At 65.6% G+C, this 21,252-nt stretch carries 21 protein-coding genes and 1 tRNA gene; 16 read left to right on the top strand and 6 right to left on the bottom strand.

What is annotated here, in order from left to right; genetic code table 11:
• The first annotated feature begins 20 nt into the window (after window positions 1–20).
• The 3 genes from WIX41_RS02850 to WIX41_RS02840 all read left to right on the top strand — a co-directional run bounded on the left by WIX41_RS02850 (window position 21) and on the right by WIX41_RS02840 (window position 2,083).
• Complete coding sequence (locus WIX41_RS02850; RefSeq protein WP_409187436.1) at window positions 21–722, top strand: cytochrome c1; 702 nt, start codon at window positions 21–23, stop codon at window positions 720–722.
• A gap of 159 nt (window positions 723–881) precedes the next feature.
• Window positions 882–1,517 carry a glutathione S-transferase N-terminal domain-containing protein gene (locus WIX41_RS02845; protein ID WP_068850679.1) on the top strand — a complete coding sequence of 212 codons (636 nt, stop codon included), beginning with the start codon at window positions 882–884 and terminating at the stop codon, window positions 1,515–1,517.
• 125 nt (window positions 1,518–1,642) lie between these two features.
• Window positions 1,643–2,083 (top strand): ClpXP protease specificity-enhancing factor, encoded by a 441-nt coding sequence (locus WIX41_RS02840; protein WP_339445660.1) that lies wholly within the window; start codon window positions 1,643–1,645, stop codon window positions 2,081–2,083.
• 31 nt (window positions 2,084–2,114) lie between these two features.
• Here the strand turns inward: WIX41_RS02840 and WIX41_RS02835 are convergent, their stop codons facing one another.
• The 4 genes from WIX41_RS02835 to WIX41_RS02820 all read right to left on the bottom strand — a co-directional run bounded on the left by WIX41_RS02835 (window position 2,115) and on the right by WIX41_RS02820 (window position 4,853).
• Window positions 2,115–2,471: a DUF3301 domain-containing protein gene (locus tag WIX41_RS02835; protein WP_339445659.1), complete on the bottom strand. Its 357-nt coding sequence runs from the start codon at window positions 2,469–2,471 to the stop codon at window positions 2,115–2,117.
• Window positions 2,472–2,551: 80 nt separating this feature from the next.
• Window positions 2,552–3,643 carry a DUF2272 domain-containing protein gene (locus WIX41_RS02830; protein WP_339445658.1) on the bottom strand — a complete coding sequence of 364 codons (1,092 nt, stop codon included), beginning with the start codon at window positions 3,641–3,643 and terminating at the stop codon, window positions 2,552–2,554.
• 86 nt (window positions 3,644–3,729) lie between these two features.
• The gene (gene nadC / locus WIX41_RS02825; RefSeq protein ID WP_409187304.1) at window positions 3,730–4,587 is read right to left on the bottom strand and encodes a carboxylating nicotinate-nucleotide diphosphorylase; all 858 of its coding nucleotides are present in this window, start codon (window positions 4,585–4,587) and stop codon (window positions 3,730–3,732) included.
• Window positions 4,587–4,853, bottom strand: a complete 267-nt coding sequence (locus WIX41_RS02820; protein WP_339445656.1) for a Trm112 family protein — start codon at window positions 4,851–4,853, stop codon at window positions 4,587–4,589. The genes nadC and WIX41_RS02820 overlap by 1 nt, the downstream gene beginning before the upstream one ends.
• 59 nt (window positions 4,854–4,912) lie before the next feature.
• Here WIX41_RS02820 and purE point away from each other — a divergent pair, with 59 nt between their 5' ends.
• Together purE and WIX41_RS02810 are read left to right on the top strand one after the other, a co-directional pair.
• Entirely contained in the window at window positions 4,913–5,416 is a 504-nt protein-coding gene (gene purE, locus WIX41_RS02815) for a 5-(carboxyamino)imidazole ribonucleotide mutase (protein WP_339445655.1), read from the top strand.
• Window positions 5,413–6,561: a 5-(carboxyamino)imidazole ribonucleotide synthase gene (locus WIX41_RS02810; RefSeq protein ID WP_339445654.1), complete on the top strand. Its 1,149-nt coding sequence runs from the start codon at window positions 5,413–5,415 to the stop codon at window positions 6,559–6,561. The genes purE and WIX41_RS02810 overlap by 4 nt, the downstream gene beginning before the upstream one ends.
• Window positions 6,562–6,567: 6 nt before the next feature.
• Here the strand turns inward: WIX41_RS02810 and WIX41_RS02805 are convergent, their stop codons facing one another.
• A complete protein-coding gene (locus WIX41_RS02805; protein ID WP_339445653.1) occupies window positions 6,568–7,149 on the bottom strand; it encodes a superoxide dismutase in 582 nt (193 codons plus the stop codon).
• Between the two features lie 119 nt (window positions 7,150–7,268).
• On the opposite strand from WIX41_RS02805, the gene grxD reads away from it, so the two are divergent.
• From grxD to WIX41_RS02750, 11 genes are all read left to right on the top strand, one after another.
• The gene (gene grxD, locus WIX41_RS02800; protein ID WP_214901246.1) at window positions 7,269–7,589 is read left to right on the top strand and encodes a Grx4 family monothiol glutaredoxin; all 321 of its coding nucleotides are present in this window, start codon (window positions 7,269–7,271) and stop codon (window positions 7,587–7,589) included.
• Window positions 7,586–8,329: an SDR family NAD(P)-dependent oxidoreductase gene (locus WIX41_RS02795; protein ID WP_339445652.1), complete on the top strand. Its 744-nt coding sequence runs from the start codon at window positions 7,586–7,588 to the stop codon at window positions 8,327–8,329. The genes grxD and WIX41_RS02795 overlap by 4 nt, the downstream gene beginning before the upstream one ends.
• A gap of 347 nt (window positions 8,330–8,676) precedes the next feature.
• Window positions 8,677–11,865, top strand: coding sequence for a TonB-dependent receptor (locus WIX41_RS02790; RefSeq protein WP_339445651.1), 3,189 nt, complete (start codon window positions 8,677–8,679; stop codon window positions 11,863–11,865).
• 268 nt (window positions 11,866–12,133) lie between these two features.
• Window positions 12,134–13,522, top strand: coding sequence for a nucleotide 5'-monophosphate nucleosidase PpnN (gene ppnN / locus WIX41_RS02785; RefSeq protein WP_339445650.1), 1,389 nt, complete (start codon window positions 12,134–12,136; stop codon window positions 13,520–13,522).
• Window positions 13,523–13,649: 127 nt separating this feature from the next.
• A complete protein-coding gene (locus WIX41_RS02780; RefSeq protein ID WP_339445649.1) occupies window positions 13,650–14,162 on the top strand; it encodes a GspH/FimT family pseudopilin in 513 nt (170 codons plus the stop codon).
• Window positions 14,162–14,635, top strand: coding sequence for a type IV pilus modification protein PilV (gene pilV, locus WIX41_RS02775; RefSeq protein WP_409187435.1), 474 nt, complete (start codon window positions 14,162–14,164; stop codon window positions 14,633–14,635). The genes WIX41_RS02780 and pilV overlap by 1 nt, the downstream gene beginning before the upstream one ends.
• A gap of 11 nt (window positions 14,636–14,646) precedes the next feature.
• On the top strand, window positions 14,647–15,792 hold the full coding sequence (locus tag WIX41_RS02770) for a PilW family protein (RefSeq protein ID WP_339445647.1): 1,146 nt from the start codon (window positions 14,647–14,649) through the stop codon (window positions 15,790–15,792).
• Window positions 15,793–15,794: 2 nt separating this feature from the next.
• Window positions 15,795–16,310: a pilus assembly PilX family protein gene (locus WIX41_RS02765; RefSeq protein ID WP_339445646.1), complete on the top strand. Its 516-nt coding sequence runs from the start codon at window positions 15,795–15,797 to the stop codon at window positions 16,308–16,310.
• A 10-nt stretch (window positions 16,311–16,320) separates the two neighbouring features.
• Window positions 16,321–20,049 (top strand): pilus assembly protein, encoded by a 3,729-nt coding sequence (locus WIX41_RS02760; protein WP_339445645.1) that lies wholly within the window; start codon window positions 16,321–16,323, stop codon window positions 20,047–20,049.
• 14 nt (window positions 20,050–20,063) lie between these two features.
• Window positions 20,064–20,489: a type IV pilin protein gene (locus tag WIX41_RS02755; RefSeq protein ID WP_409187434.1), complete on the top strand. Its 426-nt coding sequence runs from the start codon at window positions 20,064–20,066 to the stop codon at window positions 20,487–20,489.
• 53 nt (window positions 20,490–20,542) lie between these two features.
• Window positions 20,543–20,619 (top strand) — tRNA-Asn (locus tag WIX41_RS02750).
• A gap of 72 nt (window positions 20,620–20,691) precedes the next feature.
• Here WIX41_RS02750 and WIX41_RS02745 read toward each other — a convergent pair.
• Window positions 20,692–21,237, bottom strand: a complete 546-nt coding sequence (locus tag WIX41_RS02745) for a GspH/FimT family pseudopilin (RefSeq protein WP_339445643.1) — start codon at window positions 21,235–21,237, stop codon at window positions 20,692–20,694.
• Window positions 21,238–21,252 lie beyond the last annotated feature (15 nt).

The raw sequence follows: 21,252 nt of genomic DNA, 5'->3' as shown, positions 1-21,252 counted from the left end.
TGGCCTGCGCGGCCGCCCTGATGCTGGCCAGCACCGTGGCGGGTGCCGCCGAAGGCGGCAAGACCCTGCAGGCCGGCAACGACCTGGGTGACCGCGCGTCGCTGCAGCGCGGCGCGCAGCTCTACATGAACTACTGCTCGGGCTGCCATGCGCTGAAGTACCTGCGCTATTCGCGGATGGCGCAGGACCTGGGACTGAGCGAAGAAGAGGTCATGAACAACCTCAACTTCACCGGCGTACCCATCGGCGAACCGGTGCCGGTGACGATGCCCAAGGCGGGGGCGGAAAAGTGGTTCGGAAAGATGCCGCCGGATCTCAGCCTGATCTCGCGGGTGCGGGGCAGCGACTGGGTCTACACCTACCTCAAGTCGTTCTACCTGGACACCAGCCGCCCACTGGGCTGGAACAACGCGCTGTTCCCCAACGCCTCCATGCCCAATCCGCTGTGGGAGATGCAGGGCCTGCAGCATCCGGTGCACGGCAGGCCGGAAACCCCGGGTGCCGATGCCCCCGTGATCGGGCTGAAGCTCGCGCAGCCGGGCAGTGTCGATCCCGGGCAGTACGACCAGGCCGTGCGTGACATCACCAACTTCCTGGAGTACGCCGGCGAACCGGCTGCGCTGAAGCGGCAGAAGCTGGGGGTGTGGGTGATCCTGTTCCTGGCGCTGCTGACCTTCCTGGCCTACCTGTTGAAAAAGGAGTACTGGAAGGACGTGCACTGAGCCTCGCGACGCCGCCAATGCCGATCGATGCGGCCTACCGCCGATCGGCCTATTGGCTTTTGTGATGTGCAGTTGCACACTCGGGTACTGTGACGACTGTCGGCAATGGGCCGGCGGCGCCGATGCGACCGGCGGATACCGGTCGCTGGAGAGCCTTTGATGGCGGCGAGCGTACGCATGCGGAATACCCTGACGCTGTTTTCCTCGAACGACGACGTGCTGTGCCATCGCGTGCGCCTGGTGCTTGCTGCCAAAGGCGTTACCTATGACTTCGTCCCGGTCGACCCGCAGAACCCGCCCGAGGATCTGATCGACCTCAACCCGTACCACTCGGTGCCCACGTTGGTCGAGCGCGAACTGGTGCTGTACGCGGCCTCGGTGGTCAGCGAATACCTCGACGAACGCTATCCGCACCCGCCATTGATGCCGGTGGACCCGCTGTCGCGTGCGCGCATCCGCCTGGCGATGCTGCGCATCGAGCACGACTGGGTGCCGCAGGTGCAGGCGATCCAGCTGGGCAACAAGACCCAGGCCGAAGCCGGGCGCAAGCGCCTGAAGGAACTGCTGACCAGTGCGGTGCCGCTGTTCAAGGCCAGCAAGTTCTTCCTCAATCCGGAAATGAGTCTGGCCGATTGCGCCATGGCGCCGATCATCTGGCGCCTGCAGTCGCTGGATGTGCCGTTGCCCAAGGATGGAAAATCCATCGAGGACTACGGCAACCGCATTTTCCGGCACCCGGGCTTCATCCGCAGCCTGACCGACCAGGAAAAGAAGCTGCGCGACCTGCCGGTCTGATCGGCGGTTCGCTGCATCGGCGCTTTACGCCGGGGGCCGTGCATGCTGACCGCTGCATGGGTGGGCGCGTACACTTGCGGCAGGCAACCAGAATCCAGAGCCGCCACCTTCCGCGGCGCCCCACAATGACTGAAGACACTTTCCGCATGACCAGCCACCGCCCCTACCTGTTGCGTGCGCTGGTGGAATGGATCAACGACAACGACCTGACCCCGCACATCCTGGTCGACGCCGGCATGCCCGGCGTGCAGGTGCCGCAGAGTGCGGTGAAAGATGGTCGCGTGGTTCTCAACATCGCCGAGCGCGCGGTGGTGCGCCTGCACATCGACAACGACAGCGTGAGCTTCTCCGCACGCTTCTCGGGCACCAGCTACCCGGTGCAGGTGCCGATCTCGGCCGTGCTGGCCGTCTACGCCCGCGAAACCGGCCAGGGCATGGCGCTCCCGGACGACATCCCCGGGCATGAGCCGGGCCCGGACGACACCTTGCCGCCCGATGACACGCCGACTCCGGACGACACCCCGCCCAAGCCCAGCGGCCGCCCGCACCTGCGGGTGGTGAAATAAACCATCGCCGCCCAGGGGCGGCGATGGTTTTCTACACATCCTCCGCGCCGCTGGTATCCACGCTGCGCCGGATCTCGCTGATCCGTGCTGCCGAGGGGCCGACGAAGGCCACCAGCGCATCCCCGCGCAGCACCATCCGCCCGGTGTGGCGGTCGATGCCGTCGTGCGAGTACTCGAAGCGGTAAGTACGTTCCCAGCCCAGCCAGCCATTGTCCTTGCGGCAGACGCGGATGCCGCTGGCATGCACGGCCTGGTCCAGCCACTGCACGTCGGCGGCGCGGCACGCGTTGCGGCCCAGTTCGATGGCGCGTTCCGCGGCCGCACGCGACGAGTTCCAGAAGGCATAGGCGAACGCGCCGGCAATCATCAACAGGATAAGACTGGGCATCGGCGGCTCGGGGCGGAATCGTGGTCAGGAACCTCCAACATGGCGACGAACCGGCCCCGGATCAAGCCAGCTCGCGCGGCTCAGGTGGTGCGCGGCGGCCCGTCCTGTTTCTGGGGCTGCTGCTGTTGCGCGGGAGGCGACTGCGGCGGCTGCGGCCTCGGCGGGACAACGCGGGGGAATGTGGGTTTCTGCTGGGGATTGGTGGCCGGCACGCCAGGCTGGGCGGGCGCCGGTGGCAGACCGGTTGCCGGAGCGGGCGGTGGCGTGTAGCTGGGCGCCGACCCCATCGGTGTGGTCGCCACCAGCTTCAGCAGCGCAGCCCAGTCCTGGCGGTTGAAGTTGCACTCGTCTTCGCGTCCGGGCGTACATCCCATGTCATAGGGATCGCTGGACCGGGCCGGAGGGAGTTCGATGCGGCCGCTTCGATCCAGCGACAGCTTGCGCATCGCCACCGTGTTCATGACGTTGCCGCCGATCACGTAGAGGGTGTGGTCGCCGCCCATGTTGGCCGCGACCACCACCTCGCAGTGCGATTTCCAGTTCGCCACCGTGCCGCCGCTGAGCTGTTGCACCAGCCCGGTGTAACTCAGCGATTCGCTGCGGCCACGCAGGTAGCAGAGCAGGTCGCCGGGCGCGGGTTTTTCCTGCGCGGGGTCGGTCATCCGGTAGGGGCCGGTGTTCTGGTAAGCGGCGCGGATGTAGTCGATGTGGCGCGGCGAGCGGGTGAAACCGGGTACGCCGGCCCGGCTCATCACCCAGGAGATGAAGGCGGCCGACCACGGGTTGTCGATCAGGAAGGCCCGGCAGTCGCTGTCGGTGTAGCGCGTGCCGAACGGCTGCATGCAGCTGGACGCACCGGGTTGGCTACCCATCGGACCCAGGGTGCCGCTGTCGCGCCAGTAGCCGACCACGCGTTGCCACGCGGGCATGCCGTCGTCGGCCAGGTACTCGCGTTCGGCCTCGCTGACGCCGAGATTGGCGGCACGCCCTTCACCGTCGATGAAGGGCCGGTACCACAAACGGTGCTCATTGCAGGCGACGCGTACGATGCTCACCGCCAGCGGGCTCAGGCCGTAGCGCGGCGGGATGTCACAGACTTCGGCGGCGGCGGCGGTGCCCGGCAGCAGCAGGACCAGGGGCGACAGGCAGGCAAGCAGGGGCAAGGGGCGCATCCGCGCTCTCCATCTGGGGGCAGGGGAAGCCTCGCAGACAGCGCCTGCCCATACCGTGAAACCCAGGCCTGGTGCGATTGGGCGCCTCAACCGGGCGGGTGGCCCAGCTTCAACGACAGATCGATCGCCTGCACATGCTTGGTCAGCCCGCCGATCGAAATGCAGTCCACCCCGTCCTCGGCGATCGCGCGCAGGCCAGCCAGGTCAACGCTGCCGGACACCTCCAGCGGAATCCGCCCAGCGGCGATCTGGACCGCTTCGCGCCGGGTGGCAGCATCGAAATCGTCGATCAGGATGCGATCACACCCCACCACCAGCGCTTCGCGCAGCTGCTCCAGGTCCTCCACTTCCACCACCAGCGGCAGCTGCGGCCATTGCGCCCGTGCAGCGTTCACCGCAGCGGTCAGCGAACCGGCGGCGCGGATGTGGTTTTCCTTGAGCATCACCGTGTCGTACAGGCCCTGGCGATGATTGTCGCCGCCGCCGCAGCGCACCGCGTACTTCTGCGCCGCGCGCAGGCCCGGCAGGGTCTTGCGGGTGTCCAGGATGCGCGTGCCGGTGCCGGCCACGGCAGCAACGTAGCGCGCGGTGGTGGTGGCCGTGCCCGACAGCGTCTGCAGGAAATTCAGCGAGGTGCGCTCGGCGCTCACCAGGCTGCGGTTGCGCCCGTGCAGGATCGCCAGCACGGTGCCGGCGGCCACCGCATCGCCTTCGGCCACCTTCCATTCGATCCGCACCTGCCGGTCCAGTGCCTGGTGGGTGGCATCGAACCACGGCCGACCGGCGATCACCGCCTCCTGCTTGCACAGCAGGTAGGCACTGTCCGGCCGGTCCGGGAGCAGGGCGGCGGTCACATCGCCGCTGCCGATATCTTCGGCCAGGGCACGGGCGACATCGGCCTGCACCTGGCTGGCGTCCGGGGGCGTCAGCACGGCGGGGCGCATTATTTGGGGAAATCGGCGATCTGGGCGGTGTCGATGGCTTCTTCCGGCAGCAGTACCGGAATGCCATCGTTGACCCGGAAAATCTGCCTGCGGTCGAGGGTCACCAGCGCCTCGCGCAGCGGCTGGTCCAGCGCGTTGCCGTCGACATTGGACACCGTGCCGGCGCCAATGGCCCGGTTGAGCGCGTCCAGGCCCTTGGGGTCCAGCAGGGACAGGCGCTGGCCGGTGCGGGGTGCGCACAGGAGGTCGATGACTTTGCGATCCATGGATTCTTCGTCTTGCGTGGAAGGCGGCTAGAATACGTCTTTAAGGCAGGTGACGGCCAATGACCCCCAACCAATCCGCGCCGCTCGTCGGCATCGTCATGGGTTCCCGCTCCGACTGGGAGACCATGCAGCACGCGGCGCAGAAGCTCGACGCGCTCGGTGTTCCCTACGAAGTGAAAGTGGTCTCGGCGCACCGTACGCCGGACGTGCTGTTCACCTACGCCGAACAGGCCGGCCCGCGCGGCCTGCGCGCCATCATCGCCGGCGCCGGCGGCGCCGCGCACCTGCCGGGCATGATCGCGGCCAAGACCGCGGTACCGGTGCTGGGCGTGCCGGTGCAGTCCAAGGCGTTGAACGGCATGGATTCGCTGCTGTCGATCGTGCAGATGCCGGCCGGCATCCCGGTGGCCACCTTCGCCATCGGCAACGCCGGGGCCTCCAATGCCGCGTTGTTCGCCGCCGCCATGCTGGCCCCGGAACAGCCGGCCATCGGCCAGGCGCTGGACGGCTTCCGCGCCCGCCAGACCGAGGACGTCATGGCCCACGACGATCCGCGTCAATGACCACGTTGACGATTGGCATTCTGGGCGGCGGCCAGCTGGCCCGCATGATGGTCCTGGCCGGTGCGCCGATGGGGCTGCGCTTTGAACTGTTCGACCCCGCCGCCGACGCCTGTGGCGGGCAACTGGCGCCGCTGCAGGTGGCCGCGTTCGAGGACGAGGCCGCGCTGGCCGCGTTCGCCGAACGGGTGGACGTGGTGACCTTCGATTTCGAGAACGTGCCGGCACGCAGCGCGCAGTTCCTGGCCGAGCGGGTGCCGGTGTATCCCAATCCCGATGCCCTGGCCGTTGCGCAGGATCGCTTGAGCGAAAAGACGCTGTTCCGTGAGCTGGGCATTCCGCTGCCGGCGTTCGCCGACATCCGCAGCCGCGATGAGCTGGCCGCCCGGGTGGCCGAGTTCGGGCTGCCGTGCATCCTCAAGACCCGCCGCTTCGGCTACGACGGCAAGGGCCAGTTCCGGCTCCGCAGCGAAGCCGACATCGATGCTGCGTGGGAAGCCCTGGGCGGGCAGGTGGCACGTACCGGCCTGATCCTGGAGGGCTTTGTCGCCTTCGAACGCGAAGTCAGCGTGGTCGCGGTGCGCGGCCAGGATGGCGAGTTCCGCGCCTGGCCGGTCACCGGCAACTGGCACGTGGATGGCGTGCTGTCGGCCAGCCTGGCCCCGGCGCAGCTGTCCTCCGCACAACACAATGCGGCCATCGGCTACGCGCACACGCTGGCCGAACGCCTGGATTACGTGGGGGTGTTCGCACTGGAGCTGTTCTGCAGGGGCGACGAGCTGCTGGCCAACGAGATGGCGCCGCGCGTGCACAACTCCGGCCACTGGACCATCGAAGGCAGCGAAACCTCGCAGTTCGAGAACCACCTGCGCGCCGTGGTGGGGCTGCCGCTGGGCGACACCCGCATGCTGGGCCATGCCTGCATGCTCAACTGGCTCGGTGAGATGCCCGACGCGGACGCCGTGCTGGCGCAGCCCGGTGGCCATTGGCACGACTACGGCAAGCAGCCGCGCGACGGTCGCAAGGTGGGGCATGCCACGCTGCGCGAGGGTGAGGCGGAGGTGTTGGCGGCTGCCTTGGAAGCGGTGGGGCAGCAGTTGGGTCGTACCGAACAGGTGGGTCCTGCGGTAGCGACGCTGCGCGGTTGAGGTGTCTCAATCGCGCAACTGCGCGGCCACGAAGTCCCAGTTGACGAGCTTCCAGAACGCTTCCAGGTACCTGCCGCGCTCGTTCTGGTAGTCGGTGTAATACGCGTGTTCCCACACATCGCAGGCCAGCAGCGGGGTACTCTGGCCGGTCAGCGGGGTGCCGGCATTGCGGGTGGCCACGATCGCTAGCGCGCCGTTGGGGTGTTGCACCAGCCACACCCAACCGGCGCCGAATACACCGAGCGCGACCCGGTCGAATTCTTCGCGCAGCCGTTTGGCGTCGCCGAAATGCCGGCTGATCAGCTCGCCCAGCCGACCCTGCGGATCGCCACCGCCACGCGGCTGCAGGCACTGCCAATAGAAGGCGTGGTTCCAGGCCTGCGCGGCCGCGTCGAACAGGCTGCCTTGGCTCTGCCGCACGATCTCTTCCAGCGGCAGCTCGGCCAGCTCGGTTCCTTCGATGCGCGCGTTCACTGCCTCCACATAGGCGCGGTGGTGCTGGTCGTGATGCAGGTCCAGGGTGGTGGCCGACAGATGCGGCTGCAGGGCGGTGCGGTCGTAGGGCAGGCGGGGCAATTCTAGGGGCATGGGTCGCAGCAGGCTGGAGACGGGGCGCCGGAGGCAGGGCCAGTAGGATTACAATGGCCGTCCAGGGAAGTCTATCCGACCGGCGAGGTCGGGTGTCCCGTGGCGCAGGGAGAGTCGTGGTGGCGGTAATGCAAGAGATCCAGGCCGAAGTGGACAAGTACCCCCTCGTGTTGTTCATGAAGGGCACCCCGCAATACCCCATGTGCGGCTTCTCCAGCCGCGCCGTGCAGGCCCTGATGGCCGCCGGCGCCGTGTCGCTGCGCACCGTCAACGTGCTGGAACTGCCCGAGGTCCGCGCCAACCTGGCTCGGTTCTCCAACCTGCCGACCTTCCCGCAGCTGTTCATCAACGGTGAGCTGATCGGCGGCTGCGACATCGTGCTGGAGCTGTTCGAATCCGGCGAACTCAAGCGGATCGTCGAAGAGGCCTCGCAGCCGTGAGCGCCATCCCGTCCGTTGTGGTCGGGACCGGGTCGCTGGCCGACCGCGTCATTCTCATAGCCGGTGCCGGTGGTGGCTTCGGCAGCGCCGCCGCCATCGCCTGTGCCGCCGCCGGTGCCACCGTGGTCCTGCTCGGGCGCAAGCCGCGCCGGCTGGACCGGGTCTACACGGCGGTGGAAGCGGTGGGCCCCGAGCCGTTGCTGTACCCGCTGGACCTGGAAGGGGCCACCCCGGACGACTACGCCACCCTGGCCGAGCGGCTGCAGTCCGAGCTCGGCCGGCTCGATGGCGTGTTGTACTGCGCCGCTGATTTCGCCGGCCTGACTCCCTTCGAGCACGCCGACCCGGGCGCATTCGCACGGGCGGTACATGTGAACCTGACCGCTCCGGCCTGGCTGGCCCAGGCCTGCCTGCCGCTGCTGCGCCAGCGCGACGATGCCGCGCTGGTGTTCACCGTGGATGATCCGGCCAGGGTCGGTCGCGCCTATTGGGGCGGGTACGGTGCCGCCCAGCATGGCCTGCGCGGGCTGATCGCCGCGCTGCACGATGAGCTGGCCAACAGCCCGGTCCGGGTCAGTGGCCTGCAGCCCGGCCCGATGCGCACCGCACTGCGGGCTCGGGCGTACTCGATTGACGAGGACGGCATGGCCCGGGATCCGGTTGCCTGCGCTGCCGCAGCCGTCGAACTGCTCTCAGCCCAGGGCATCGCCCACCGCGGCCGGGTGTGGGACCTGGCGTAACCGGCTGGCAACAGCCGCGACTTACCCTTGATCCGAAGCAATCGCGCGGATAGCGGCGCGCTCGACCCTGAACGCGAAAGAAGCCCGGCATATCGCCCCGTTCAGCCAATTGTGAAGAAGGCGTCACGATCGCGTTGTGATGGCGTGTGTTTTGTCGCCAAACGGTCATATAGCGGGCTTATCGTGTTAATCTAGTGTTAACCGTTGCGGCTGAAACCAGCCTGCGGCAAGGGAACCCAGATAAAAGTCCAGACAGCCGCTGAATGGCTGCTTGGGCGCGCTTTTTTTTCCGTCATCGCCAACTCGCATCGAGGCTACTCCCAATGACCCACCCACGTTGTCTCCGGATGTCCAAGCTCGCCCTTGGTCTCGTGGCCGCACTTGCAGCCGCCCCCGCCTTCGCCCAGAGCACCTCTGCCGGTGTCGGCGGCCAGGTCATCTCCGCTGCAGGCCAGCCCGTCGCGGGCGCCGAAGTCACCATCACGCACACCGAGTCGGGCACGGTCAGCCGCGCCACGACCGATGCTGCGGGTCGTTACAACGCGCGCGGCCTGCGCGTGGGTGGTCCGTACACCATCACCATCAACAAGCCCGGTGAAGGCACCAAGACCGAAGAGGGCGTGTACCTGGGCGTGAACCAGACCGGTACCGTCAACGCCGCCCTGACCGGCGATGTCGCCGCGACCAACCTCGACGCGGTGCAGGTCGTGGCCGTGGCCGGCGGCTCGGAAGTGTTCAGCTCCACCAAGATGGGCTCGGGCACCAACATCAGCCAGCAGCAGATCGAGATGGCCCCGTCGATCGGCGGCAACATCCAGGACCTGATGCGTCTTGATCCGCGCGTGACCTTCATCGACCGCGCCTCGGGCTCGATCTCGGCCGGTGGCCAGAACCCGCGCTTCAACTCGATCAGCATCGATGGCGTGTCCGCCAGCGACACCTTCGGCCTGGAAGGCAACAACATGCCGACCCGCCGCCAGCCGGTCGCGATGGAAGCCATCGAAGCGCTGGACATCAACCTGTCCAACTACGACGTCAGCATCGCTGCCGCCGCCGGTGCCACCGTCAACGCGGTGACCAAGTCCGGCACCAACGAATTCCACGGCTCGGTCTACGGCACCTACCGTGACGGCGACTGGTTCGGCGACAACCCCGAAGGCCAGCCGTTCAACGGCTTCACCAAGGAAGAAACCTACGGCATGACCGTGGGCGGCCCGATCGTGAAGGACAAGCTGTTCTTCTTCGCCAACTATGAAAAGTTCAAGCAGGCCGCGCCGGGCGCCGACCTGAGCGGCACCGCGCTGGGCAAGGCCAACCCGCAGTTCACCCTGGCCGACGTGACCCGTGCGCAGGATATCGCCCAGGGCTACGGCATCAACGCCGGTGGCCTGGAAAGCAACGGCGACACCGAGATGGAAGAGTACGCGCTGAAGCTGGACTGGAACATCAGCGACAACCACCGTGCCAACATCCGTTACAGCAAGATCGACCAGAGCAAGCTGCGCATCAACGGCATGACCACCAGCTCGGCCTCGCTGAGCTCGTACTGGTACCAGCATGACAAGACCAACGAGAGCTACGTCGCCCAGCTGTTCAGCGACTGGACCTCGAACTTCTCGACCGAACTGAAGGCCTCGTACCGCGAGTACTCGGCGATCCGCAACGTGTCCACCGACGCGCCGAGCATCCGCATCTTCTTCGACGGCTCCGAGGCTTCGCCGTCCGGCGACTCGTTGTACCTCGGCACCGAAGTCAACTCGCAGAACAACATCCTGCAGACCAAGGCGTGGAACTACTACGCGGCCGGCACCTGGACCCTGGGTGACCACGACGTCAAGTTCGGTGCGTCGTACGACACCAACGACATCTTCAACTACTTCGGCGCCACCTCGTGGGGTGCCTACACCTTCTACGGCCTGGACAACTTCGCTGCCGGCCGCTGGAGCAGCTACAACTACAACCCGGAACGCACCCCAGGCTCGATTCCGGCTGACTACAAGTTCAGCAACCTGGCCCTGTTCGTGCAGGACACCTGGTATGTCAACAACAACCTGACCCTGACCCTGGGCGTGCGTGCCGACCGTGCCGACACCTCACCGGCGCCGGCCTACAACGCTACGGCCTCGCAGTTCTTCGGTCTCGACAACAGTGAAGTGCTGAGCAACAAGTTCCTGATCCAGCCGCGTGCCGGCTTCAACTACACCTTCGACACCGACCGCCAGACCCAGCTGCGCGGCGGCGTGGGCCTGTTCCAGGGCGATGCCCCGCAGGTGTGGCTGAGCAACAGCTACTCGGCGACCGGCTTCAACAACTCGGTCTACACCTTCAACGCCTACAACCCGGCGCTGCCGTTCGACCCGAACAAGGACAGCCAGCCGGTCCCGACCACTCCGGGCTCGAACCGGCAGAACGTGAACTTCGTCGGCAGTGACTTCAACATGCCGTCGGTGTACAAGGCCAACCTGGCCTTCGACCATGAGACCCCGTGGTACGGCATCGTGGCGTCGGCCGAGCTGCTGGTCACCAAGGTCAAGGACGCCCTGTACTACAAGAACCTGAACCTGGGCCCGGTGCAGTACCAGGGTCCGGACGGTCGTGACATGTACTACGCACCGGGCAAGACCGGTTCGCTCTGGGTGAACAACGATGCCCGCGCCGGACGCAACCAGGCCTACGACGCGGTGTACGAGATCGCCAACACCGACAAGGGCCGTACTTCGCAGTTCACCGTGTCGTTGGCCAAGCCGTGGGCGCCGGACAGCGACTGGTCCTGGAACATCGGCTACACCTACACCGATGCCACCGAAGTCGGCTCGCTGACCAGCTCCACCGCCAGCTCGGGCTGGGGCTACCAGTACGCCTTCAACGCCAACGACAACATCGAGAACACCTCGCGCTACCAGATCCGCGATCGCCTGTCGGGTGCGCTGAACTGGAAGCACAAGTTCTTCGGTGATTACGAAACCCGCGTCGGCCTGGTGTACGAAGGTCGCAGCGGCCGTCCGTACAGCTACGTGTACGTGAACGACGCCAACGGCGACAGCCGCTCCGCGAACGACCTGTTCTACGTGCCGACCGGCCCGGGCGACGTGCTGTTCGGCAATCTGGTGGGCAGCACCTTCACCCCGGATGCGGCAATGGAGAAGTCGTTCTACGAATGGCTGGCCAACAACCCGCAGCTGGCCAAGTACGCAGGCAGCCACGCTCCGGCCAACCAGTTCCGTACCGGCTGGATCAACACCTTCGACCTGCGCATCAGCCAGGAACTGCCGGGCTTCATGAAGGGTCACAAGTCGGAGATCTGGCTGGACGTGCAGAACATCGGCAACATGATCAACAAGGACTGGGGCAACATCTACGACTACGGCTTCTTCGCCGATGCGCGTGTTGCCACCCTGCAGGGCATCAAGGACGGCAAGTACGTGTACAACTTCCGCGGCGCGGACGAGCCGGCGGTGGCCAACAATGACGCAGACGGCTTCGACGTCGGTGTCTCGCAGTGGTCGGTGCAGCTGGGCTTCCGCTACCAGTTCTGATGAACTGAGGTAGTGGCAAGGTAAAAGGAACGGCCGGGGAAACCCGGCCGTTCTGCTGTGTGCGACAGGGTGGCGGCAGGCGAGGGCGCTTGTCTGGTTCATTGGATGAGCGTATGCTCAACCGGTTGCGCGAAAAACGCGCATGTACGGCAGCCCCCAAGGCGTCGCCGGGGTCGAAACGCATCCAACGGTCGGGTTTCCCGGCCGTTTTGCTTTTTAAGGGGGCAGCGGTACAGTCGGCAACCTTGAGGAAGCGAAAAGAATGGAAATGACGATCACCGAAAAGCCGGCGCGGACGCTGCCGGTGCAGGACGCGCGGATTTACCCGCGCGGTGGGCTGGATGTGCTGTCGCGCGCTGAAGTGGCGCGCCTGCGCGATGCATCCGGCGGCGGCATGCACGAGCTGCTGCGCCGCTGCGCGCTGGCGGTGCTGACCAGTGGTAGTGCCTCCGATGATCCGCGCGCTGCGCGCGACCTGTACCCGGATTTCGACATCCAGGTTGCCCAGCAGGACCGTGGCGTCCGCATCGACCTGGTCAACGCACCGGCGATGGCGTTCGTGGACGGCGAGATCATCCGCGGCGTGGCCGAGCTGCTGTTCGCGGTCGTGCGCGACCTGGCCTACATGGCCATCGAGATGGGTCCGGCCTACGCGGCCGAGCTGGAGTCGTCGGAGGGCATCACCAATGCGGTGTTCGGGCTGCTGCGCAATGCGCGCATCCTCAACCCGGGCGACCCGAACCTGGTGGTGTGCTGGGGTGGCCATTCGATCGGCCGCGATGAGTACCTGTACACCAAGCAGGTCGGCTACGAGCTGGGCCTGCGCGGCCTGGATATCTGCACCGGCTGCGGCCCGGGCGCGATGAAGGGCCCGATGAAGGGCGCCACCATTGCCCACGCCAAGCAGCGCAAGCACACCACGCGCTACATCGGCCTGACCGAACCGGGCATCATCGCTGCCGAATCACCCAATCCGATCGTGAATCACCTGGTGATCATGCCGGACATCGAAAAGCGTCTCGAAGCGTTCGTGCGTATCGGCCACGGCATCATCGTGTTCGCCGGTGGCGTGGGCACCGCCGAAGAGATCCTGTACCTGCTCGGCATCCTGCTGCGCGAAGAGAACAAAGACCTACCGTTCCCGTTGATCCTGACCGGCCCGACCGTGGCCGCGCCGTACTTCGAGCAGATCGACCGCTTCATCCGCCTGACCCTGGGCGATGCCGCGGCCGAGCGCTACCAGATCATCATCGGCGACCCGGTGGCCGTGGCCCGGCAGATGTCGGCCGGCATCAAGCGCGTGCGCGAGCACCGCCTGGTGCAGAAGGATTCGTTCTTCTTCAACTGGTCCATCGAGATTCCGTGGGAGTACCAGCAGCCGTTCGTGCCCACCCATGAGGCCATGGCCGCGCTGGACCTGCACCACGGGCGTCCGCCGCATGCCCTGGCGGCCGACCTGCGCCGCGCGTTCTCCGGCATCGTCGCCGGCAACGTGAAAGAAGACGGCATGCGCCGGATCGAGCAGTTCGGTCCGTTCGAGATCCACGGCGACGCCGACATGATGCTGGCCCTGGACGAACTGCTGCGCGCGTTCGTGGAGCAGCGCCGGATGAAGATCTCGGGCGAGTACCAGCCTTGTTACCGGGTGTTGGCCTGAGTCATTCCGGCGTGCGGGTGTCAACGGTTTGACGCCCGTCGCCTCTGGGCGACCGTTCGTCCTGCTGTCGCTTGCCGCCGGGCGGCAGGGCGTTCATTGTCCGTGTCATCACGCTGGGGAGCGTTCCATGTCTGCACGCCGGTCCAACGGTTTCACTTTGGTCGAACTGATGATCACCCTCGTGGTGGTCGGAGTCGTGGCCGCCATCGCGTTTCCGAATTTCCAGAGCCTGATCCGTTCCAGCCGGGTGGCCGCTGCCCACAACGAGCTGATCGGAATGGTCAACCTGGCGCGCAACGACGCGATCCGCAACAACCAGGGCGGGGTGGTCTGCGGCAGCAGCGACGGCGCCACCTGCAACGGTCAGTGGGGGGATGGCATGATGGTCTTCAGCGACAACGATGCTGACGGCGCCTTCAGCAACGGCGAAACGGTGCTGCGGTACACCGCATTCAACAGCGCCCTGGCCGTGAACGGTCCGGACGCACCGATTGCCTTCGACGCACGCGGCCGTCGTCGCGCCGGCGCCAACCAGACAGTGACGCTCCGCCCGGTGAAGTGCGGCGAACAACCGCTGCAGAGCACGATGACCATCAATGCCTCCGGCCAGGTAACCACCGTCAAGGGAGCATGCCAGTGATCCGCAAACCCTACCGTCCGCGCGGCCGCCAGCGCGGCTTCAGCCTGTTGGAAGTGCTGGTGGCCGTGGTGGTGCTGGGCTTTGGTCTGCTCGGTTTCGCGCTGCTGCAGACCATGAGCGTGCGTTACGTACAGAGTGCGAACTACCGCACGCAGGCCACCAACCTGGCCTATGACCTCTCCGAGCAGATGCGCAGCAATCGTTTCCAGTCGGCGTGGTATTCCAACGCCAGTTTCGCCTCGGGCAGCAAGACCGCCGCAGGCGTATGTGCACGCGATATCGGCGTTGTGACCCTCGCGCAGAACATCACCCGCTGGCAGTGCCAGGTGGTCAAGGCGCTGGGCGACAACGCCTCGGCCACGGTCACCGTCAACGACGGCATAGCCAGCATCTCGATCAGCTGGGCCGATGAGCGCTGGAGCAGAACCGCGCCGGATGCCGCCACCACCTTCGCCATCCAGACCCAGCTATGAAAGGCCCCCTCATGTTCCGTACCCGCCAGGCTGGTCTGTCGTTGGTCGAGCTGATGATCTCGTTGGTGATCGGCTTGATCCTGATGCTGGGCATCACCCAGATATTCATCGCTTCCCACGCCGCGTCGCGGCTGTCTGAAGGCGTGGCCCGCGCGCAGGAAAACGGCCGGTTTGCGCTGGATTTTCTCGAGCGCGACATCCGCATGGCGGGCCATACGGGCTGCGTCAACGACCAGGCGCACTTCATCAAAGGCACATCGGCGCTGAAGAACAACCTCACTGCCGACAGCGGTAGTGGCAGCCCGCTGGACTTCAGCGTGGCGATCCAGGGGTATGAAGCCGGCAACACCGGCCCGACCAATACGCTGTCGGTAGGCGCAGGCGCGGTTCCGGCCGATCTGCCGGCCGCCATCAGTGGCCTCAACCCCGCGCCGGTAGCGGGAAGCGACATACTCGTCCTGCGTTTCCTGGCCCCGGAAGGGGTTCCGGTTACCGCGATCAACGGACAGGAGTTGACGGTGGACGCCCTTCGCTGGAGCCGCCTCACCGAGGGGGGTGTTGCCACTCCAACGCTGTTTGGCATCGCCAATTGCGAGTCGGCCGATATCTTTGCCGGCATCACCACGTCAGGCAAGATCACCGGCACCACGGTCGATTTCACCCGCTACGCGCCGCAGCCGGAACCGACGATGGTGTACCGCGCGGAGTCGATGGTGTACTACATCGGCAATGGTACCAACGGGCCTGGCCTGCGCCGTGCGCGCGCGGATTCGGCCGGTGTCTATGCGATCAACGAAGAGCTGGTGGAAGGCATCGAGAACCTCCAGTTGATGTATGGACTGGATACCACGCCAGATATCGCTGCGGCAACGCCGCCGGTGGGCAACATCACCGTGCAGGACGTCGCTTCGGGCGTCACCACGGACGTCAACGCCACCGGTGCTGGCCAGTGGCGTCGCGTCGGCATGGTGCAGGTCGGGTTGGTCGCGCGCAGCGCCGACCGTATCGGTACCAATGCCGGTTCCAGGCCCACCGACGCGGCTGCCCAGCTGGGCGTGCTCGGCATGACCTACGACCAGGCCGCCGCTACCGACGGCCGTTATCGCACCGCCTATGAAGTGAGCGTTGCCCTGCGCAATCGTCTGTTCGGGAACTGACCATGAACCGTACATCGCACCCTCGTCTTTCCATCCCCCGTCAGCAGCGTGGTGCGGTGCTCTACGTTGCGCTGATCATGTTGCTGCTGCTTGCCCTGATCGGCGTGGCCGGCATGCAGGTGGCGGGCATGCAGGAAAAGATGGCATCCAATTATCGGGCCGCCAACCGCTCGTTCCAGAACACGGAAGGGGTGCTGCGCAATACGGAACGCGCGGCGGAAGCCATTACAGACCGTACCGATCTGCCGCCGGGAAGCCTGATCAGCGCCACCTCGATCACCACCAATTGTGAAGACGGTTTTGATCCGGTGCAGTGGGGGCGCGACCAGGTCAACCCGGCCCTGCCCGCCGTCAACGTCCGACGCATCGACAAGTGCGGCGGACCTGGTGGCAATGCACTGGACGAAGGACAGCCCAACGATGACGACTCGGCATCGTTCCAGATCACCGCGTACTCCGCCGACGACACGACGAACCCGTCGTCGTGGACGGTGATCGACACCATTTTCAAGCTCTGAGGACGCGTTCATGGCTTCGCGCAGATTCATATGGATGGCTGCCGGTTCGACGGTGGCAGCAATCGGCCTGGCATTGGTCGGCTACACGCTGATCGCTGCACAGGGCGAAGGAGTGCTGGCGCAGGAGCCGCTTGCGAGCAAGACGACGTCGATGGCTTCGTTCATCATGGCGGTGGACGACTCGGGGTCAATGAACTTCCAGACACAGTTCCCGGGCCGTGACGGTGAGGGATGCTGGGACACCACGCGTGGCAGCTTCTTCGACGCGAACGGCCAGCTGTACACCTCCGGCAGCTGCGATTACTTCTTCGTGGTGCCAGGGCCTCGCATCAACAACTACTACGGTATTCCGCCGATTGATTCACTCGGCTTCGCCCGTTCGGCTGCCTACAATCCCAGCTACTACGACCCGACAGTGAACTACGAGCCGTGGGCGAAGTCGGGCTTTGAGGATTACCCCCAGAGTCCTCCCGCGGCGGCGCTGATCAACCCCCAGCCCAATGGTGGCACTGCCACGGTGAATCTGATTGCCAGCTATTACGGCACTGGCGCCAATGACAGCTTCCGCATGCAGACCGGCATGGTGATACCTGCCAACACGCGGTTCCGCTACAACAACAACAACTACCAGTACGACACGGCTTACACCTGGCCGTCCAACAGAGGCGCGGCCAATATCGCGATCGAGTACGTGCCGGCCACGTTCTATGTTCCCTGGACGTCGGACACCGAGCCGCGCCCGCAGCTGCCCGGGGCGGTCGATGCCTACGCCGGCGTCAACCGCGTCAAGGTGAACGACGCCTGTGGTACCGGTTGTGCCATGTGGAAGTACACGCTTACCGAAGATTCTGTCGCCTCGCGCAACTTTGCAAACTGGTTCACCTATTACGGCAACCGCAACCGCGCGATGATCGCCGGCATGACGCGCTCGCTGAAGGGCGTCGAAGAGCTGAATGTGGGCTTCTTCCGCATCAACCAGCACGGAAGCTACGACAGCGGAACCGCCGCCAACAAGCGCTTGGCCATGCGGTCCATGGGCGATGCTGACCAGAAGGCCGCACTCTACGCCGACATGCTTGCCCTTACCGCAAATGGGGGTACGCCAAATCGCCAGGCGGTGAATGCGGCGGCACTCCAGTTCACCCGGACCGACGACGCTGCCCCGATCACCAGCTCCTGCCAGAAGAACGCGGTAATGCTGTTCACCGATGGTTTCAGCAACGGCGGCGGTCCAACGGTTGGCAATAATGACCAGAACATGGGGGCGCCGTTCAATGACGGGTACTCCAACACCATGGCCGACATCGTCAGCCGCTTCTACGACAACAATGGCGCCCAGCCGCCATTGCGCGCGGACCTGCCGGCCGGCATGGTGCCGGTGCCGGAGGCATGCGGCAATGGTGACAAGAGCCTGGACTGCCAGGCCAACCTGCACCTGAATTTCTACGGTGTGACCCTGGGTGCACGCGGCAATCTGTTCAATCCCGACCTGGACCAGAATCCCTACCTGGACGCATCCATCTACGGTAACTGGCCGCCGCGCGAGGATGACGAACGCAGTACGGTCGATGATATCTGGCATGCCGCGGTGAACACCCGTGGCGAGTACATCAATGCCCGCACGCCGGTGGACATCACCGAGGCCATGGCCCGCGTCCTGGAAGCGGTGGGATCCGATGGCGCGCCGTCCAGCGGTACAGGTGCCAGCGGTGCCCGTATCGGTGTCGGCTCCATTACGGCAGGATCGGCGTATGGCATCAAAAACGAGGGGACTGACTGGTCCAGTACCCTGACCGCTACGCGGCTGTCGATCGACCCCACAACGCGTGCGCTGGTGCAATCCGACTTCTGGGAAGCGAGCGCGAATCTGCAGTCGGCTACGTCGCGGCGGATCTTTTTCACGCGTGACGGCACGGCGCGTGATTTCACCGCCGGCAACGTCGGCCTTGCCGATCTGTGCAGCAAGACCGCCCGGAATCCTGGAATGCTGGTCTGCGACGACGTGGTGGCCCGCACCGACGCCACCGACGCGGGTGCGGTTGCCTATCTGCGTGGCGACGTCTCAGGTGAAAAGCGTAGTGGCGGCCGCTTCCGCGACCGTTCCACGCGGCTTGGCGACATCATCAATTCAACCCCGGTCATCACCTCGCCCATCGACGATTTCGGCTATCGCCGCCTGGGCGGTACGCTCGAGACTTCGTACGCGAGCTTTCTGACCGACAAGGCCGCAAACGGCCAGTACATGGTCTACGTCGGTGCCAACGATGGCATGCTGCATGCGTTCAATGGTGGCATGAAGGCGGATGGTGGCGTCGTGGCGGGCGGCGGAACCGAAGCATTTGCCTACATTCCGAGCACTGCGCTCGGGCACATGGCCAATCTGCTGGTTCCCTACGACGTAACCTCGAAGGTAGGGCAGAAATTCAAGCACAAGTATTTTGTGGACGGTCAGGTTGCCGTTGCGGATTCGTATTACGGCACTGCCTGGCACACCACTCTGGTGGGTGCGTCCGGTGCGGGTGGCCGCAGTGTGTTCGGGCTGGATGTCACGCACGACACCACGTTCGCTGCTGAAAGCAAGCTCTGGGAAATCAGCGACCTGGACCCCAATCTGCCCCAGGCGGTCCGCGAAAACATCGGGTTTGTGCTGGGCAAGCCGGTGATCGTGCCGGTGCTGGAAGGTGGCAGCCCGACCTGGAAGGCGATCTTCGGCAACGGATTCAACAGTGCCAGCGGCAAGGCCGTCCTGTTCGTGGTCGACATCGCCACCGGTTCGGCGCGGATGATCGAGGCGGTGGAAACCGGGGCGGGCGTGCCCTCGGGCAGCAACGGGCTGGCCAGCATCGTGGTCATTGACCGCTGGGGCGACACCAATCAGGACAAGCGCACCCGTGACGGCTACTCCGATACGGTCTACGGTACGGACCAGAAGGGCGCCGTCTGGAAATTTGACCTGCGCGGCACCGACAATCTGAGCGTGCCGCTGTTCACGACCTTGTCTTCCACTGAGGGCGGCGTACAGGTACGCCAGCCGATCACCGGCGGCATCACTGCCGGCGTCGGCAGCAACGGTGGTGTGATGCTGTATTTCGGTACTGGCAGCTTCTCGTTCGAGGAGGATCCGCGGGACAGCTCACTGCAGAGCCTGTATGCGGTGAATGACGTGGTCAACGGTCCGATCACGACCGGACTGACCCGCGCCAACCTGTCTGGCAATACCGCCGACATCTCCGGTTCGCTGCGGACGCTGACTGCGGGCACGCCTCCTGACGACTCGCGTGGCTGGTTCATCGATCTTGCCTTCCGCGAGCGGTTCGTGGGCAATCCGACGCTGTCCAACGGCATCGTCTACATGCCAACGTATGTTCCGCGTGACCCGGCCAACAGCAGCACCAGCTGCGCGGTTCCCGGCGACAACTGGCTGTTCGGCCTACAGCCGCTGACCGGTGCGGGTGCGCTGGGTCGTGCCACCCTGGGTTCGCCGACGGGTACCGGTTTCGCAGCGGGGTCTGCGGGCTTCAAGAGCACCTCCAAGAGTGGGTCGCCCATCACCAACGCCAATTCGTTTGCCTTGCCGCGTCAGTCGCCGCCAGCTCTTGGCGGGGGCCCCGGTGGAGGCGCAGGGGACCCGCCGCCGACCGTTCCGCCCAGTGTCTGTATGGGTGGCATCCAGTTCGGATCGGACACGCTGTACATCCCTTACCCGTGTGGTCGTCAATCGTGGAGACAGATCAAGTGAGCAAGCTTTCTTCCATGAACGGGCGCGGCCCGCGCAAGGTGATGGGCTTCACCCTCATCGAGCTGATGATCACCGTGGCGGTGATCGCGGTGCTGGCCGCGATTGCCTACCCGTCCTACACCAACCAGGTGCGCAAGTCCAAGCGCGCTGCGGCCAAGGCGGAGCTGGTGGAGTACGCGCAACGGGCCGAGCGCCAGCACACGCTCAACAACAGCTATACGAATTTCACGTTCGTGGAAAACGATGGCACGACCATCGCCTCGCCACGCGATGGCAGCACGGCGATGTACCAGGTGACCTTTGTCGCGCCTACTGCGAACACGTTCACGATCACGGCGGTTCCGGAGGGTGAGCAGGCTAAAGACCCCTGCGGCACCCTCTCGGTGAACCAGGCCGGGGTCAAGACCCCGGCCAACACCAGTGCACTGGATTGCTGGTAGGCGGCCGCCGGATGTTGCAACGCCACGAGTGAACGTCTAGAATTCGCGTCCCCGCCCGAATAGCTCAGCCGGTTAGAGCACTTGACTGTTAATCAGGGGGTCGTTGGTTCGAGTCCAACTTCGGGCGCCAGATTCTGCAGAAGCCGCGAGCAATCGCGGCTTTTGTCGTTTCTGCAGTTGGCCAGCCTGGAAGCCCGGGCCGTCAGTGAGGGCATGCCGTCGTGTCCCGGATGCGCGTGGCCCGGGTCCGTCCGACGTTGTTCACCACCACCTGGCCATGCAGCTGACCCCCGGCACAGATGGCCACCGTCAGCGGACTGCCGCCGCTGCGCCCGTCGGCCTGGAAGCGCAGGCGCTGGCGGTCCTGGCTGGACCGTGCCACCACTGCTGTGTCCCGATAACCCTGGCGGTACTGCAGGGCATCGGCCGGGGCAGGCGAGGCCGTGCCGCTCCCGCGGTCGCGGTGGATCAACCAACCCCGGCTCCAGTCGTCTCCGCAGTGCAGGCCATCCCCGCTGGGGCATACGGTCACCGGCTCGAAGCGGGTGATCGCGGTACTGCGCGCACTGTTGAACACCGACACGAGCTGCATGCGCAGCATGTCGGCGCGCATGCGGCTGACGCTGGCGCTGAACGCGGGCAGGGCCAGCGCGCAGAGCACTGTCACGATCAGCAGGGTCGCCATCAGTTCCAGCAGGGTGAACCCACGGGAGCGGTCAAGGCGAGTGGGGCGGGCAGGGCTGGGCATGACGGATCCCGGAGG

Origin of the sequence: Stenotrophomonas sp. AB1(2024) (assembly GCF_037482345.1) — a bacterium.
GTDB lineage: Bacteria > Pseudomonadota > Gammaproteobacteria > Xanthomonadales > Xanthomonadaceae > Stenotrophomonas.
Note: the sequence above shows the minus strand (reverse complement) of the source record. Positions and strands in the feature narration are given on the sequence as shown.

What these genes read in the sequence shown, in the direction of transcription:
- WIX41_RS02845 (WP_068850679.1), top strand. Translation starts at nt 882, where the DNA reads ATGGCGGCGAGCGTACGCATGCGGAATACCCTGACGCTGTTTTCCTCG.
- nadC (WP_409187304.1), bottom strand. Translation starts at nt 4,587, where the DNA reads ATGCGCCCCGCCGTGCTGACGCCCCCGGACGCCAGCCAGGTGCAGGCC.
- WIX41_RS02805 (WP_339445653.1), bottom strand. Translation starts at nt 7,149, where the DNA reads ATGCCCCTAGAATTGCCCCGCCTGCCCTACGACCGCACCGCCCTGCAG.
- WIX41_RS02790 (WP_339445651.1), top strand. Translation starts at nt 8,677, where the DNA reads ATGTCCAAGCTCGCCCTTGGTCTCGTGGCCGCACTTGCAGCCGCCCCC.
- ppnN (WP_339445650.1), top strand. Translation starts at nt 12,134, where the DNA reads ATGACGATCACCGAAAAGCCGGCGCGGACGCTGCCGGTGCAGGACGCG.
- WIX41_RS02840 (WP_339445660.1), top strand. Translation starts at nt 1,643, where the DNA reads ATGACTGAAGACACTTTCCGCATGACCAGCCACCGCCCCTACCTGTTG.
- WIX41_RS02810 (WP_339445654.1), top strand. Translation starts at nt 5,413, where the DNA reads ATGACCACGTTGACGATTGGCATTCTGGGCGGCGGCCAGCTGGCCCGC.
- WIX41_RS02765 (WP_339445646.1), top strand. Translation starts at nt 15,795, where the DNA reads ATGAACCGTACATCGCACCCTCGTCTTTCCATCCCCCGTCAGCAGCGT.
- purE (WP_339445655.1), top strand. Translation starts at nt 4,913, where the DNA reads ATGACCCCCAACCAATCCGCGCCGCTCGTCGGCATCGTCATGGGTTCC.
- WIX41_RS02745 (WP_339445643.1), bottom strand. Translation starts at nt 21,237, where the DNA reads ATGCCCAGCCCTGCCCGCCCCACTCGCCTTGACCGCTCCCGTGGGTTC.
- WIX41_RS02755 (WP_409187434.1), top strand. Translation starts at nt 20,064, where the DNA reads ATGAACGGGCGCGGCCCGCGCAAGGTGATGGGCTTCACCCTCATCGAG.
- WIX41_RS02770 (WP_339445647.1), top strand. Translation starts at nt 14,647, where the DNA reads ATGTTCCGTACCCGCCAGGCTGGTCTGTCGTTGGTCGAGCTGATGATC.
- WIX41_RS02760 (WP_339445645.1), top strand. Translation starts at nt 16,321, where the DNA reads ATGGCTTCGCGCAGATTCATATGGATGGCTGCCGGTTCGACGGTGGCA.
- WIX41_RS02830 (WP_339445658.1), bottom strand. Translation starts at nt 3,643, where the DNA reads ATGCGCCCCTTGCCCCTGCTTGCCTGCCTGTCGCCCCTGGTCCTGCTG.
- WIX41_RS02835 (WP_339445659.1), bottom strand. Translation starts at nt 2,471, where the DNA reads ATGCCCAGTCTTATCCTGTTGATGATTGCCGGCGCGTTCGCCTATGCC.
- WIX41_RS02850 (WP_409187436.1), top strand. Translation starts at nt 21, where the DNA reads ATGCTGGCCAGCACCGTGGCGGGTGCCGCCGAAGGCGGCAAGACCCTG.
- WIX41_RS02780 (WP_339445649.1), top strand. Translation starts at nt 13,650, where the DNA reads ATGTCTGCACGCCGGTCCAACGGTTTCACTTTGGTCGAACTGATGATC.
- WIX41_RS02820 (WP_339445656.1), bottom strand. Translation starts at nt 4,853, where the DNA reads ATGGATCGCAAAGTCATCGACCTCCTGTGCGCACCCCGCACCGGCCAG.